General features: G+C 51.6%; 13 protein-coding genes and 2 pseudogenes. 8 read left to right on the forward strand and 7 right to left on the reverse strand.

Annotated features, from left to right (window positions below; genetic code table 11):
- The coding region (locus tag BFF42_RS09880) for an IS1 family transposase (RefSeq protein ID WP_001348782.1) at nucleotides 1–155 on the reverse strand (155 nt) is incomplete at its 3' end.
- Between the two features lie 55 nt (nucleotides 156–210).
- On the opposite strand from BFF42_RS09880, the pseudogene rpnB reads away from it, so the two are divergent.
- A pseudogene (gene rpnB / locus BFF42_RS09885) lies at nucleotides 211–780 on the forward strand (recombination-promoting nuclease RpnB); the annotation flags it as partial.
- 47 nt (nucleotides 781–827) lie between these two features.
- On the opposite strand, the gene BFF42_RS09890 reads toward rpnB, so the two are convergent.
- From BFF42_RS09890 to yfcG, 3 genes and pseudogenes are all read right to left on the reverse strand, one after another.
- Nucleotides 828–1,721: a TIGR01777 family oxidoreductase gene (locus tag BFF42_RS09890; protein ID WP_001028333.1), complete on the reverse strand. Its 894-nt coding sequence runs from the start codon at nucleotides 1,719–1,721 to the stop codon at nucleotides 828–830.
- A 20-nt stretch (nucleotides 1,722–1,741) separates the two neighbouring features.
- Nucleotides 1,742–2,104 carry a dihydroneopterin triphosphate 2'-epimerase gene (folX, locus tag BFF42_RS09895; RefSeq protein ID WP_000068457.1) on the reverse strand — a complete coding sequence of 121 codons (363 nt, stop codon included), beginning with the start codon at nucleotides 2,102–2,104 and terminating at the stop codon, nucleotides 1,742–1,744.
- 56 nt (nucleotides 2,105–2,160) lie between these two features.
- A pseudogene (gene yfcG / locus BFF42_RS09900) lies at nucleotides 2,161–2,808 on the reverse strand (GSH-dependent disulfide bond oxidoreductase).
- A gap of 135 nt (nucleotides 2,809–2,943) precedes the next feature.
- On the opposite strand from yfcG, the gene yfcF reads away from it, so the two are divergent.
- Genes yfcF through yfcD form a run of 3 tightly spaced genes read left to right on the forward strand, consistent with a single transcriptional unit; the run spans nucleotide 2,944 to nucleotide 4,795 of the window.
- Nucleotides 2,944–3,588, forward strand: a complete 645-nt coding sequence (yfcF, locus tag BFF42_RS09905) for a glutathione transferase (RefSeq protein WP_000042440.1) — start codon at nucleotides 2,944–2,946, stop codon at nucleotides 3,586–3,588.
- 55 nt (nucleotides 3,589–3,643) lie between these two features.
- Nucleotides 3,644–4,195: a phosphodiesterase gene (yfcE, locus tag BFF42_RS09910; protein WP_000772452.1), complete on the forward strand. Its 552-nt coding sequence runs from the start codon at nucleotides 3,644–3,646 to the stop codon at nucleotides 4,193–4,195.
- Nucleotides 4,196–4,252: 57 nt separating this feature from the next.
- On the forward strand, nucleotides 4,253–4,795 hold the full coding sequence (yfcD, locus tag BFF42_RS09915) for an NUDIX hydrolase YfcD (RefSeq protein ID WP_000437935.1): 543 nt from the start codon (nucleotides 4,253–4,255) through the stop codon (nucleotides 4,793–4,795).
- A gap of 32 nt (nucleotides 4,796–4,827) precedes the next feature.
- On the opposite strand, the gene yfcC is transcribed toward yfcD, so the two are convergent.
- From yfcC to ackA, 3 genes are all read right to left on the reverse strand, one after another.
- Nucleotides 4,828–6,348, reverse strand: a complete 1,521-nt coding sequence (gene yfcC, locus BFF42_RS09920) for a putative basic amino acid antiporter YfcC (RefSeq protein WP_039059479.1) — start codon at nucleotides 6,346–6,348, stop codon at nucleotides 4,828–4,830.
- A gap of 189 nt (nucleotides 6,349–6,537) precedes the next feature.
- Complete coding sequence (pta, locus tag BFF42_RS09925; RefSeq protein WP_000086722.1) at nucleotides 6,538–8,682, reverse strand: phosphate acetyltransferase; 2,145 nt, start codon at nucleotides 8,680–8,682, stop codon at nucleotides 6,538–6,540.
- A gap of 74 nt (nucleotides 8,683–8,756) precedes the next feature.
- The gene (gene ackA / locus BFF42_RS09930; protein ID WP_000095707.1) at nucleotides 8,757–9,959 is read right to left on the reverse strand and encodes an acetate kinase; all 1,203 of its coding nucleotides are present in this window, start codon (nucleotides 9,957–9,959) and stop codon (nucleotides 8,757–8,759) included.
- 337 nt (nucleotides 9,960–10,296) lie between these two features.
- Here ackA and yfbV point away from each other — a divergent pair, with 337 nt between their 5' ends.
- The 4 genes from yfbV to BFF42_RS09950 all read left to right on the forward strand — a co-directional run bounded on the left by yfbV (nucleotide 10,297) and on the right by BFF42_RS09950 (nucleotide 13,909).
- Complete coding sequence (yfbV, locus tag BFF42_RS09935; protein ID WP_000106627.1) at nucleotides 10,297–10,752, forward strand: terminus macrodomain insulation protein YfbV; 456 nt, start codon at nucleotides 10,297–10,299, stop codon at nucleotides 10,750–10,752.
- An 82-nt stretch (nucleotides 10,753–10,834) separates the two neighbouring features.
- Nucleotides 10,835–11,329: a YfbU family protein gene (locus tag BFF42_RS09940; protein WP_000426124.1), complete on the forward strand. Its 495-nt coding sequence runs from the start codon at nucleotides 10,835–10,837 to the stop codon at nucleotides 11,327–11,329.
- 10 nt (nucleotides 11,330–11,339) lie between these two features.
- Nucleotides 11,340–11,990 carry a hexitol phosphatase HxpA gene (gene hxpA / locus BFF42_RS09945; RefSeq protein WP_001203387.1) on the forward strand — a complete coding sequence of 217 codons (651 nt, stop codon included), beginning with the start codon at nucleotides 11,340–11,342 and terminating at the stop codon, nucleotides 11,988–11,990.
- A gap of 86 nt (nucleotides 11,991–12,076) precedes the next feature.
- Nucleotides 12,077–13,909: an SLC13 family permease gene (locus BFF42_RS09950; protein ID WP_001012909.1), complete on the forward strand. Its 1,833-nt coding sequence runs from the start codon at nucleotides 12,077–12,079 to the stop codon at nucleotides 13,907–13,909.
- Nucleotides 13,910–13,953: the final 44 nt, after the last annotated feature.

The following is a 13,953-nucleotide window of genomic DNA, read 5'->3' on the forward strand; positions in this document are numbered from 1 at the left end:
GTACCGGGCTGAGAGGCGGTGTAAGTGAACTGTAGTTGCCATGTTTTACGGCAATGAGAGCAGAGATAGCGCTGATGTCCGGCAGTGCTTTTGCCGTTACGCACCACGCCTTCAGTAGCGGAGCAGGAAGGACATCTGATGGAAATGGAAGCCACGCAAGCACCTTAAAATCACCATCATACACTAAATCAGTAAGTTGGCAGCATTACCGATGCGGGCTATAAAGAGCTTCCATTGGTGATCCCGATGCTGTTTTATCATGGTTGCAGAAGTCCTTATCCTTATTCACTCTGCTGGCTTGATGAATTTGCCGAGCCTGCTATAGCCCGCAAAATATATTCATCAGCGTTTCCGTTGGTGGATATTACCGTGGTGCCGGATGACGAGATTATGCAACACCGCAAAATGGCGCTGTTGGAGTTAATTCAGAAACATATTCGTCAGCGCGATCTGTTGGGATTAGTCGACCAAATTGTTTCGCTGCTAGTTACAGGGAACACTAATGACAGACAGCTAAAAGCCCTGTTTAATTACGTATTACAAACAGGGGATGCCCAGCGTTTTCGTGCATTTATTGGTGAGATAGCGGAACGCGCACCACAAGAAAAGGAGAAACTGATGACCATTGCTGACAGATTACGTGAAGAAGGCGCAATGCAGGGCAAACACGAAGAAGCCCTGCGTATTGCTCAGGAGATGCTGGATAGAGGTTTAGACAGAGAGTTAGTTATGATGGTGACCCGACTTTCACCAGACGATCTTATCGCGCAAAGCCACTAATCCTGTAACACCGGGAGTTAACTGGCGGATGTTTGCTGTAAACCACATCAGCGAACGACATCTGCCAGCGCCTCTTCTAAATCGTACCAGCGAAACGCAAAACCCGCTTCTTCCAGCCGTTTAGGCATCGCGCGTTGTCCACCTAATACCAGTACTGAAGATTCGCCCATTAACAGTCGAATGGCGGTCGCGGGGACGCGCAAAATGGCCGGGCGATGCAGCGCGTGACCGAGCGCATGGGCAAATTGTTCATTGCGTACCGGGGAGGGCGAAACCATATTAAATGGCCCGCGCAGCTCGTTATCCAGCAGCCAGAGAATACCGTTGACCATATCATCAATATGAATCCAGGCCAGATACTGCCGACCAGAGTCAATCGGCCCGCCCAGGCCAAGACGAAACGGTGGCAGCATTTTACCGAGAATACCGCCGTCCGGTGCCAGTAGCACGCCGGTTCGCAGCAGGCACACTCGCGTTTTGTCACTTTGCGCCCGGCAGGCAATCTCTTCCCAGCGGGCGCAGAGTTTATGAGTAAATTCGTTATGCGGCGGTTCCTCTTCGGTAACCACCACTTCACCTAAGTCGCCATAATAGCCCGTTGCCGAGCCGGAAATGAGTACCGACGGCGGCGTGTCGCTGGCATTAATCAAATCGACCAGTTTTTGCGTGATATTCCAGCGGCTTTGGCAGAGACGCTCTTTTTGCTCGTGAGTCCAGCGTTTATCAGCAATCGGTTCTCCGGCCAGGTTGATTACCGCATCAACGCCGTTGAGGTTGCTTTGATCGGCTAGCCCTTGCCATAGCGTCACCCGAGGGCCGAGAACGGAACTGGCTTTCTGTGGGTTACGCGTCACTACCGTGATTTGATGGCCCAGCTCCAGCAAACGCGGAATCAAATGGCGACCAATTAATCCCGTCCCTCCGGTGATCACTATGTTCATGCAGCCTCCCGATATGGCGGTTAACGCTGCCAGCTTAAGGTCATGGATACCGAATCGGCGTAGCGCAGCGCGTGCAGTTTATCGATCTCCACTTCAGCATACGTCACCCAGTGATGTTCACGTGCGATATCGAGCACATCCTGAGTTAATTTTTCCAACAAAGAGAAACGGTTATTCTCTACATGCTGAATAATGTTTTTCGTTACGGTGCGATAATTCAGCGCATCGTTGATATCTTCGCTAGTGCGCGCTTTATCGGCGGGGTAGTGGATCGTCACATTGATAACAATATCCTGACGGTTGTTAATTTCTTCTTCCTTAATTCCGATAAACGTACGTAAACGAAGGTTCTTTATACGAATAATAGCGGCAGGTTGTGCCATTGCAGGTTCTCCGTTGTTTTACTTAGGATGAAATAATACACGAGAACCTGTTTCTGTTAACTATCCGAACGCTCATCACCGAGTTGTGCTTTTAGCAGTGCCTGCCCGGTGGCAGGGCGCGAACGGATCCGCTCATGCCAGTTCTTGACTGCCGGATACATTGCGAGGTCAATTCGCTGGCGAGTCCAGGCATTAACCCACGGCCAGCAGGCAATATCCGCAATGCTGTAGTTCTCGCCTCCCAGCTAGGGCGAGTTTTCCAGCCGCTTGTTTAGTACATGGTAAAGACGCTGAGTTTCAACCTGATAACGTTCAATAGCGTAAGGAATGGTTTGGGGGGCTGCGTGATTAAAATGATGATTTTGCCCAAGCATCGGCCCCAGTCCGCCTACCTGCCAGAATAACCACTGTAATGTGGCGGCGCGTTCACGCGTTTCATGACTCAAAAAGAGCCCCGTTTTCTCAGCCAGATACAACAAAATGGCACCAGATTCAAAGAGGCTTAGCGGTTCGCCGCCATCGGCAGGAGAATGATCAACAATTGCCGGAATTTTGTTGTTGGGCGAAATGCGCAAAAATTCCGGACGAAACTGACCGCCTTTCCCCAGGTCTACCTTAATCAAGCGATAATCAAGCTCTGCTTCTTCGAGAAACAGCGTAATTTTGTGACCATTGGGTGTCGGGGCGAAATAGAGATCGATCATTGCAGCTCCGGTTGTTTAATCATCTGAACACCACCAGTATAGAAAGCGCGGCGACTTACGTGAGTATTCGTCACGTGACAGTGACAAAAAGGCTCTATAGTTTGATAGCCAGCCCCCTTTATTGCCGAGGACATAATGAGTAAACCCGCTATCACGCTTTGGTCAGATGCCCACTTTTTCTCCCCTTATGTGTTATCCGCTTGGGTGGCGTTGCAGGAAAAAGGCCTGTCGTTTCATATCAAGACCATCGACCTCGACAGCGGTGAACATTTGCAGCCGACGTGGCAAGGTTACGGTCAGACACGCCGTGTGCCGTTATTACAAATCGATGATTTTGAGTTGAGTGAATCTTCTGCCATTGCGGAGTATCTGGAAGATCGATTTGCGCCACCGACCTGGGAACGTATTTATCCGCTTGATTTAGAAAATCGTGCGCGTGCACGACAGATTCAGGCCTGGCTGCGCAGCGATCTGATGCCCATCCGCGAAGAGCGTCCGACGGATGTTGTCTTTGCGGGGGCGAAAAAAGCGCCACTAACGGCCGAGGGAAAAGCCAGTGCAGAGAAACTGTTCGCGATGGCAGAACATTTGTTAGCACTGGGTCAGCCGAATTTATTTGGTGAATGGTGCATTGCTGATACTGATCTGGCGCTAATGATTAACCGCCTGGTACTACATGGCGATGAGGTGCCAGAACGCCTGGTGGATTATGCGACATTCCAGTGGCAGCGAGCGTCTGTCCAGCGTTTTATTGCACTTTCGGCGAAGCAATCTGGCTGATAGCAACGACAGAATCCAGTATCATAACTTACGTTTTTTCGACGAGGAGTGAGTGATGAAACTGATGTTTGCATCGGACATTCATGGGTCGTTACCGGCGACGGAACGTGTTCTGGAGTTGTTTGCCCAAAGCGGTGCCCAGTGGCTGGTGATCCTTGGCGACGTGTTGAATCACGGCCCGCGTAATGCTTTACCGGAGGGTTACGCGCCAGCCAAAGTCGCTGAACGGCTTAATGAAGTGGCACATAAGGTTATCGCTGTGCGCGGCAACTGCGACAGCGAAGTGGATCAAATGCTGCTGCATTTCCCGATAACCGCGCCGTGGCAACAGGTATTACTGGAAAAACAACGTCTGTTTTTGACGCATGGTCATCTTTTTGGCCCGGAAAATCTACCTGCTTTAAACCAGAACGATGTGCTGGTGTACGGTCATACCCATCTGCCAGTGGCAGAACAGCGGGGGGAGATTTTCCACTTCAACCCCGGCTCGGTGAGTATTCCGAAAGGCGGTAATCCGGCGAGTTATGGCATGCTGGATAATGACGTACTTAGTGTAATCGCACTCAATGATCAAAGTATCATTGCGCAGGTCGCGATTAATCCGTAATTTACCCACAACTCAAAATGCGCCGTAAGAGCGCCAGAAAAAGAAGGTTTCCTGATAATGGAACAGCGTCGTTTGGCAAGTACTGAATGGGTGGATATTGTCAATGAAGAGAACGAAGTCATTGCACAAGCCAGCCGGGAACAAATGCGGGCACAGTGTCTGCGTCATCGTGCAACTTACATCGTCGTGCATGATGGCATGGGCAAAATTCTGGTCCAGCGTCGTACCGAGACAAAAGACTTTTTACCCGGCATGTTAGATGCGACCGCAGGCGGTGTGGTTCAGGCCGATGAGCAACTGCTGGAATCCGCGCGTCGCGAAGCGGAAGAAGAGTTGGGCATTGCCGGTGTCCCCTTTGCCGAGCACGGGCAGTTCTATTTCGAAGATAAAAATTGCCGTGTCTGGGGCGCGTTGTTCAGCTGCGTCTCTCACGGTCCCTTCGCCCTACAGGAAGATGAAGTCAGTGAAGTTTGCTGGCTGACGCCGGAAGAAATCACCGCACGCTGCGATGAGTTCACTCCAGACTCGCTGAAAGCGCTGGCGTTGTGGATGAAGCGCAATGCCAAAAATGAAGCCGTAGAGACTGAAACGGCAGAATGAAAAAAGAGCCGCAATTGCGGCTCTTAACATTTTTAGTGGTAGCCCATCAACTGAGCGCCGATCACTACGACGCTGGACATAATAAACAGCAGTCCAAGTAGGGGCGCGCCCACCTTCAGCCAGTTACGGAAGTCCACCCTGCACACACCGAGAGTTGCCATTAACGAAGCTGAGGTTGGGTAAATGATGTGACTGAAGCCATCACCAAACTGGAATGCCAGCACGGTAACCTGACGGTTAACACCGACCAGATCGCCAAGCGGTGCCAGTAACGGCATGGTTAACGCCGCCTGACCAGAACCGGACGTCACGAAGAAATTAAATACCGCCTGGAAGAGCAACATAAACCAGGCCGCGACCGCGTTGTCCAGACCGCTAATGGCATTGGCAATGCTGTTGAGGATGGTATTTAACACGCTGGCATCACCCGCTTCACCATTACCGACCAGCAGCAAAATCCCTTTGGCGAAACCCACCAGCAGGGCAGGGGCGATCATCATTCGCGCCCCTTCGGTAAAGGATGAAGCCATGGTATTAACCGTCATGCCGTTAAGGCGGAAAACAACGCCGATGATGCCAATCACCAGACCCATGGTGAAGAACTGGCTGGCAATTTCTGGAATAAACCAGGCATTAACGATCACGCCCCAAATCACCCAGACCATTACGGCGGTCAGGACAATCAATACCAGCCAGTCACCAAAGGTAAACGGACGTTGTTCAACATCCGCCTGCTTTTCACGAAAGAAGCGGTCGGACTCATGCACGCGTGACAGAAGAGGATTCTTTTTCACTCGTGAGGCGTACACCATGGTAAAGATCAGGCCAATCATAGTGGCGATAACCCACACCACGATGCGCAACCCGGAGCCAGAAAGCACCGGAACGCCGGCAATCCCCTGAGCAACGACCACACAAAACGGGTTCATCCACGAACTGGCAAAACCGATTTGCGTGGCAATATAGGTCACCAGGACGGTGGTAATACTGTCATAGCCCAGCCGGACCATTAGCGGTGCGATGATAATGGCAAAGGCGACGGCCTCTTCTCCCATACCAAATACCGCGCCGCCAAGTGAAAACAGAATAAACAGCGCAGGAATAAAGAGAATTTCATTCCCGCGGGTATGGCGAATAAGCGCCAGGATACCGTTATCAATGGTTCCTGTACGCATCACAATGCCAAACGCGCCACCAATCACCTGCATAAACATGATGATGCCAACAGCTGTCCCGTATTTCGATCCTGAGGTTAATCCTTCAAACGGGAAGTTCATCAGGCCCGGGCGTTCATCGCCCGTCGTGAACAGCTGTATGCGGTGATACTCAGGTTCGCCTGCTTCGTTAGTCAGAATGCGAAATGAGTGTGGATCTACGACTTTGCGTGTTTTTGTTTGACCATCAACCTGATACTGCACTTCCTGACTGTCAAACATCCCCACCGGAACTACCCAGGTGGCAAGGCTGGTTAAAATAGCAACAAAAAAGATAATCACCAACGTATCGGGCATTGCCCATCTTCTTGTTGGTTTGGATTCAGTGATTGCGGACATAGCGCAAATATTCCCTTGCACAAAACAAAGTGGTAAGTATGCAAAGTGAAATGGCGCAATTCATTGATGCAGCGCAGTTAAGCAAGATAATCAGAAAGGATTAATGCAGATTAAGAGAATAAAAAACCGGAAATAGTGATTATTTCCGGTTCAGATATCCGCAGCGCAAAGCTGCGGATGATGACGAGATTACTGCTGCTGTGCAGACTGAATCGCAGTCAGCGCGATGGTGTAGACGATATCGTCAACCAGTGCGCCACGGGACAGGTCGTTAACCGGCTTGCGCATACCCTGCAGCATCGGCCCGATGGAGATCAGGTCGGCAGAACGCTGTACCGCTTTGTAGGTGGTGTTACCGGTGTTCAGATCCGGGAAGATAAACACGGTAGCGCGACCTGCAACCGGAGAGTTCGGCGCTTTGGATTTCGCAACGTCAGCCATTACCGCAGCGTCGTACTGCAGCGGACCGTCGATCATCAGGTCAGGACGTTTTTCCTGCGCCAGACGAGTTGCTTCGCGAACTTTTTCTACGTCGCTACCTGCACCAGAAGTACCGGTGGAGTAGGAGAGCATAGCAACGCGCGGTTCGATACCGAAGGCCGCAGCGGAATCAGCGGACTGAATCGCGATTTCTGCCAGCTGTTCAGCGGTCGGATCCGGGTTGATCGCACAGTCACCGTAAACGTAAACCTGTTCCGGCAGCAGCATGAAGAACACGGAAGATACCAGGGAGCTGCCCGGTGCAGTTTTGATCAGCTGCAGCGGCGGACGGATGGTGTTTGCGGTAGTGTGAACAGCACCGGAAACCAGACCATCAACTTCATCCTGTTCCAGCATCAGCGTACCGAGCACCACGTTGTCTTCCAGCTGTTCGCGGGCAACGGTTTCGGTCATGCCTTTGTTCTTACGCAGTTCGACCAGACGACCAACATAGCTTTCGCGAACCACTTCTGGATCAACGATTTCAATCCCTGCACCCAGTTCTACACCCTGAGACGCTGCAACACGGTTGATCTCTGCCGGATTACCCAGCAGTACGCAAGTTGCGATACCACGTTCAGCACAGATAGCGGCTGCTTTAACGGTACGCGGTTCGTCACCTTCCGGCAGTACGATACGTTTGCCCGCTTTGCGCGCAAGTTCAGTCAGCTGATAACGGAACGCAGGCGGAGACAGACGACGGCTGCGCTCAGAAGTGGCAGTCAGAGATTCGATCCAGTCAGCGTTGATGTAGTTAGCAACGTATTCCTGAACTTTCTCGATACGTTCGTGATCGTCAACCGGAACTTCCAGGTTGAAGCTCTGCAGGCTCAGAGAGGTCTGCCAGGTGTTGGTGTTCACCATAAATACCGGCAGGCCGGTAGCGAAAGCACGTTCGCACAGTTTAGAAATGCGCGCGTCCATTTCGTAGCCGCCAGTCAGCAGCAGGGCACCGATTTCTACGCCGTTCATGGCTGCCAGGCAAGCGGCGACCAGCACGTCAGGACGGTCTGCGGAAGTCACCAGCAGAGAACCGGCACGGAAGTGCTCCAGCATGTGCGGAATGCTGCGTGCGCAGAAAGTGACGGATTTAACGCGGCGAGTATTGATGTCGCCTTCGTTGATGATGGTCGCATTCAGGTGGCGAGCCATATCGATCGCACGAGTCGCGATCAGGTCAAAGCTCCACGGCACAGCGCCGAGAACCGGCAGCGGGCTGGATTCTTGCAGCTTCGCCGGATCAACATTGTTTACTTTAGCTTTGGAAGAGTCGTCGAAAATCTCGGACAGATCCGGGCGAGTACGACCCTGTTCATCAACCGGTGCGTTCAGTTTGTTAACGATAACGCCGGTGATGTTGGTGTTTTTGGCACCGCCGAAGCTGTTGCGGGTCAGTTCGATACGCTCTTTCAGCTGTTCCGGGGTGTCAGTGCCCTGAGACATAACGAAGACGATTTCCGCATTCAGCGTTTTAGCGATTTCGTAGTTCAGAGACTGGGCAAACTGGTGCTTACGTGTCGGGACCAGACCTTCAACCAGAACGACTTCAGCGTCTTTGGTGTTAGCGTGGTAGTTTGCGACGATCTCTTCCATCAGCACATCTTTCTGATTGCTGGAAAGCAGACCTTCAACGTAGCTCATTTTCAGCGGTTCAGCGGCCGTCGTGGTGGAAGAGTTCGCACGCACGATAGTCGTAGTCTGATCGGGCGCATCGCCACCGGTACGCGGCTGAGCGATAGGTTTGAAAACGCTCAGACGAACGCCTTTGCGTTCCATTGCACGGATCACGCCAAGGCTGACGCTGGTCAGACCGACGCTGGTTCCGGTAGGGATCAGCATAATAATACGGGACACGGTTTATCCTCTTTCGTTACCGCCGATTTGGCGGGTTACAAAACAGCACCGCCAGCTGAGCTGGCGGTGTGAAATCAGGCAGTCAGGCGGCTCGCGTCTTGCGCGATAACCAGTTCTTCGTTGGTTGGGATAACCACCGCAGGACGGGTACCTTCTTTGTTGATGAAACCAGATTTGCCGAAACGTGCAGCCAGGTTGCGTTCATGATCAACTTCAAAGCCCAGCACGCCCAGTTTGCCCAGAGACAGTTCACGAACCATCGCGGCATTTTCACCGATACCACCAGTGAATACAACAGCGTCCAGACGACCATCCATCAGCGCAGTGTAGGCACCGATGTATTTCGCCAGGCGGTGGCAGTAAACGTCCATTGCGCGCTTCGCGTCTTCTTTCGTCGCGTAGTTGTCTTCAACATAGCGGCAGTCGCTGGTCACTTCGGTCAGACCCAGCAGGCCAGACTCTTTGGTCAGCAGTTTGTTGATTGCGTCAACGCTCATGCCTAGGGTGTCGTGCAGGTGGAAGATGATCGCCGGATCGATATCACCAGAACGGGTACCCATGACCAGACCTTCCAGCGGGGTCAGGCCCATAGAGGTGTCAACGCATTTACCGTTGCGGATAGCAGAAACGGAACCACCGTTGCCCAGGTGGCAGGTGATGATGTTCAGTTCTTCTACCGGTTTGTTCAGCATTTTTGCCGCTTCCTGGGTTACATAGAAGTGGCTGGTGCCGTGCGCGCCGTAACGACGGATGCCGTGCTCTTTGTACAGGTTGTAAGGCAGGGCGTAGAGGTAAGACTCTTCCGGCATAGTCTGGTGGAACGCGGTGTCAAATACAGCAACGTTTTTGTCTTTCAGCTGTGGGAAAGATTTCAGAGCTTCTTCGATACCGATCAGGTGAGCCGGGTTGTGTAGCGGTGCAAAAGAAGCTGCATCTTTGATACCCTGAATAACAGACTCATCGATCACTACGGAGCTGGTATACTTTTCGCCGCCGTGTACGATACGGTGACCGATAGCAGTCAGCTGCGCAGACAGTTCTGGTTTTTGTGCCAGAATAGTATTAACGATAAAGTTGAGCGCTTCGCTGTGAGCGGCGCCTGCACCTAAAGCCGCTTCCTGTTTATTGCCGTCCATTTTCCATTTGATACGTGCTTCGGGCAGGTGGAAACATTCGGCTAAACCAGAAAGGTACTCTTCACCATTTACTGCATCGATGATGGCAAATTTCAGTGAAGAACTACCGCAGTTCAGAACCAGTACTAACTTACTCGACATGGAAGTACCTATAATTGATACGTGGCTAAAAAAACGTCAGGGAGCCATAGAGCGTAGCGCATGATGACACCGACATTTATGATTAACATCATGCACTGCAAATTTTTTTTGCATGATGGAAGAAATATCTTGAGTCTATGCCATTTTGCGTAATTTTCAGCCAATGGCATAATGTATATGAATTTGACGACTCAATGAATATGTACTACTTAGGCCTTCAGGCTGCTAAAGGATACCTGATAGTGGGTATGGAAGACAAAATGTTTTGAATGTTGTCCCGCTGAGTTGTGAATTTGCACAAATTTTTGAATCTTTATATGTGAAGTTGAGGTGAAGCATGTCAACGCCGGATAATCGTTCTGTTAATTTTTTTAGCTTGTTTCGCCGGGGACAGCATTACTCAAAGACGTGGCCGCTGGAAAAACGCCTTGCCCCGGTCTTTGTCGAAAATCGCGTTATCAAGATGACGCGTTATGCGATCCGTTTTATGCCGCCGATCGCCGTATTTACTCTCTGCTGGCAGATTGCCCTGGGCGGTCAGCTTGGGCCGGCAGTTGCCACTGCGCTGTTCGCCTTAAGTTTACCCATGCAGGGATTATGGTGGCTGGGCAAGCGTTCTGTAACGCCATTACCCCCTGCTATCCTCAACTGGTTTTATGAAGTTCGCGGTAAATTGCAGGAGTCTGGACAGGTGTTGGCACCCGTTGAAGGCAAGCCTGATTACCAGGCATTAGCTGACACGCTTAAGCGCGCCTTCAAACAACTGGATAAAACTTTCCTTGATGATTTGTAATTGACCCCTGATTACGCATATAAAAGAAGGCATACTCAGCCTTCTTTTTTTTCACCGTAGTAGAGTGATACAGGAGTCAACAATGGAAATGACCAACGCGCAACGTCTTATTTTGTCTAATCAGTACAAGATGATGACTATGCTCGATCCGGCAAATGCTGAACGTTACCGTCGCCTGCAAACAATTATTGAGCGTGGTTACGGATTACAGATGCGTGAATTGGATCGCGAGTTTGGCGAGCTGAAAGAAGAAACCTGCCGCACTATCATCGACATTATGGAGATGTATCATGCGTTGCATGTTTCCTGGTCTAATTTGCAGGACCAGCAATCCATCGATGAACGTCGTGTCACCTTCCTCGGCTTTGACGCCGCCACTGAAGCACGTTACCTCGGTTATGTCCGCTTTATGGTTAATGTGGAAGGGCGCTATACCCATTTTGACGCTGGGACTCATGGTTTTAACGCCCAGACGCCAATGTGGGAAAAATATCAGCGCATGCTTAATGTGTGGCATGCCTGCCCGCGTCAGTACCATTTGAGCGCCAACGAAATTAATCAAATTATCAACGCCTGAGGAGGCCCGCGTGCGGTGCAAAGGTTTTCTGTTTGATCTTGATGGAACGCTGGTGGATTCCCTGCCTGCGGTAGAACGGGCGTGGAGCAACTGGGCCAGACGTCATGGGTTAGCGCCGGAAGAGGTGCTGGCTTTCATTCACGGTAAACAGGCGATCACCTCTTTGCGCCATTTTATGGCGGGCAAATCCGAGGCTGATATTGCCGCCGAGTTTACGCGTCTGGAGCACATCGAGGCCACGGAAAACGAAGGTATTACCGCGCTTCCGGGGGCAATCGCCTTACTCAATCATTTGAATAAAGCAGGTATTCCGTGGGCCATTGTGACTTCTGGCTCCATGCCGGTAGCGCGAGCGCGCCATAAAATAGCTGGGCTTCCCGCACCAGAGGTGTTTGTAACCGCTGAGCGAGTGAAGCGCGGAAAACCAGAACCTGATGCGTATCTGTTAGGTGCGCAGCTGCTGGGGCTTGCGCCGCAGGAGTGTGTGGTGGCGGAAGATGCTCCCGCTGGCGTGCTTTCTGGCCTGGCGGCGGGTTGCCATGTCATTGCGGTTAACGCTCCGGCAGATACCCCGCGCCTGAATGAGGTCGATTTGGTCCTCCACAGTCTGGAGCAAATTACTGTGACCAAACAGCTAAATGGCGATGTTATTATTCAGTGAAACACCTGATCATGATTTAGCCCCGTCTCGTCGGGGCTTTTTTATGGCAGAATCAAGTCATCCCCCTCAATTAACAAGGATAAGTTGTGAACGGTGAATTGATTTGGGTTCTTTCATTACTGGCCGTTGCCATCGTCTTGTTTGCGACGGGCAGAGTGCGTATGGATGCGGTCGCTTTGTTTGTTATTGTCGCGTTTGCATTAAGCGGAACGCTGACGGTCCCCGAAGTATTTTCCGGCTTTTCTGATCCTAACGTTGTCCTGATTGCCGCCTTGTTTATTATTGGCGATGGTTTGGTCCGTACCGGTGTTGCCACCGTAATGGGAACATGGCTGGTCAAAGTGGCGGGCAACAGTGAAATCAAAATGTTGGTTTTGTTGATGCTGACCGTCGCGGGGCTTGGCGCGTTTATGAGTTCAACCGGCGTTGTCGCTATCTTTATTCCCGTGGTGTTAAGCGTTGCCATGCGTATGCAAACTTCGCCGTCACGTCTGATGATGCCGTTAAGTTTTGCCGGGCTGATTAGCGGCATGATGACGCTGGTGGCGACGCCGCCGAACCTGGTAGTCAACAGTGAATTGCTGCGTGAAGGCTATCACGGCTTCAGTTTCTTTAGCGTAACACCTGTTGGCCTGGTCGTGCTGGTGCTGGGTATTTTGTATATGTTAGTGATGCGTTTCATGCTGAAAGGGGATACCCAGACCCCGCAGCGCGAAGGCTGGACGCGTCGAACCTTTCGCGATCTTATCCGTGAATATCGACTGACCGGGCGTGCGCGACGTCTGGCTATTCGCCCCGGATCGGCAATGATTGGTCAACGGCTGGATGATCTCAAATTACGTGAGCGTTATGGCGCTAACGTCATCGGTGTTGAACGCTGGCGGCGTTTTCGTCGCGTTATCGTGAACGTTAATGGGGTTTCTGAGTTTCGCGCGCGTGACGTTTTGCTTATTGATATGTCTGCGGCTGATGTCGATCTCCGGCAATTTTGTAGTGAGCAATTGCTGGAGCCGATGGTACTGCGCGGCGAGTATTTTTCTGACCAGGCCCTTGATGTGGGCATGGCAGAGATTTCATTAATTCCTGAGTCAGAACTGATTGGTAAATCGGTGCGCGAAATTGGTTTTCGTACCCGCTACGGACTGAATGTGGTGGGGCTAAAGCGCAATGGCGTGGCGCTGGAAGGTTCGCTGGCGGATGAGCCTCTGCTGCTGGGCGATATCATCCTGGTTGTGGGTAACTGGAAACTGATCGGTATGCTGGCCAAACAGGGCCGCGACTTCGTAGCGCTGAACTTACCGGAAGAGGTGAGTGAAGCATCGCCCGCGCACAGCCAGGCACCCCATGCCATTTTCTGTCTGGTGCTAATGGTGGCGTTAATGCTGACAGATGAAATTCCTAATCCTGTTGCCGCTATCATCGCCTGCCTGCTGATGGGGAAATTCCGCTGTATAGATGCTGAAAGCGCCTATAAATCCATTCACTGGCCGAGCATTATTTTGATCGTTGGGATGATGCCGTTTGCTGTGGCATTACAGAAAACGGGAGGTGTCGCGCTGGCGGTGAAAGGGCTGATGGACATTGGCGGTGGTTACGGGCCACATATGATGCTGGGGTGTTTGTTTGTCTTGTCGGCGGTTATTGGGCTATTTATCTCTAATACCGCGACGGCGGTGTTGATGGCTCCGATTGCGCTGGCTGCTGCCAAAACGATGGGGGTGTCGCCTTATCCATTCGCGATGGTCGTGGCGATGGCAGCATCCGCCGCCTTTATGACACCGGTTTCTTCACCTGTTAACACACTGGTTTTAGGTCCGGGAAATTACAGCTTCAGTGACTTTGTGAAGTTGGGGGTACCGTTCACCATTATCGTGATGGCGGTTTGTGTGGTGATGATCCCGATGCTGTTTCCGTTTTGACAAGAGCCTGATGTCGCATCCGGCGCTTATTGCCTGATGCGACG

This window comes from Shigella sp. FC1661 (assembly GCF_001712525.1).
GTDB classification, from domain to species: Bacteria; Pseudomonadota; Gammaproteobacteria; order Enterobacterales; family Enterobacteriaceae; genus Escherichia; species Escherichia coli.

Bases quoted from the DNA above. Each gene is read 5' to 3' on its own strand.
- BFF42_RS09890 (WP_001028333.1), bottom strand. From the start codon at position 1,721: ATGAACATAGTGATCACCGGAGGGACGGGATTAATTGGTCGCCATTTG.
- folX (WP_000068457.1), bottom strand. From the start codon at position 2,104: ATGGCACAACCTGCCGCTATTATTCGTATAAAGAACCTTCGTTTACGT.
- yfcF (WP_000042440.1), top strand. From the start codon at position 2,944: ATGAGTAAACCCGCTATCACGCTTTGGTCAGATGCCCACTTTTTCTCC.
- yfcE (WP_000772452.1), top strand. From the start codon at position 3,644: ATGAAACTGATGTTTGCATCGGACATTCATGGGTCGTTACCGGCGACG.
- yfcD (WP_000437935.1), top strand. From the start codon at position 4,253: ATGGAACAGCGTCGTTTGGCAAGTACTGAATGGGTGGATATTGTCAAT.
- yfcC (WP_039059479.1), bottom strand. From the start codon at position 6,348: ATGTCCGCAATCACTGAATCCAAACCAACAAGAAGATGGGCAATGCCC.
- ackA (WP_000095707.1), bottom strand. From the start codon at position 9,959: ATGTCGAGTAAGTTAGTACTGGTTCTGAACTGCGGTAGTTCTTCACTG.
- yfbV (WP_000106627.1), top strand. From the start codon at position 10,297: ATGTCAACGCCGGATAATCGTTCTGTTAATTTTTTTAGCTTGTTTCGC.
- BFF42_RS09940 (WP_000426124.1), top strand. From the start codon at position 10,835: ATGGAAATGACCAACGCGCAACGTCTTATTTTGTCTAATCAGTACAAG.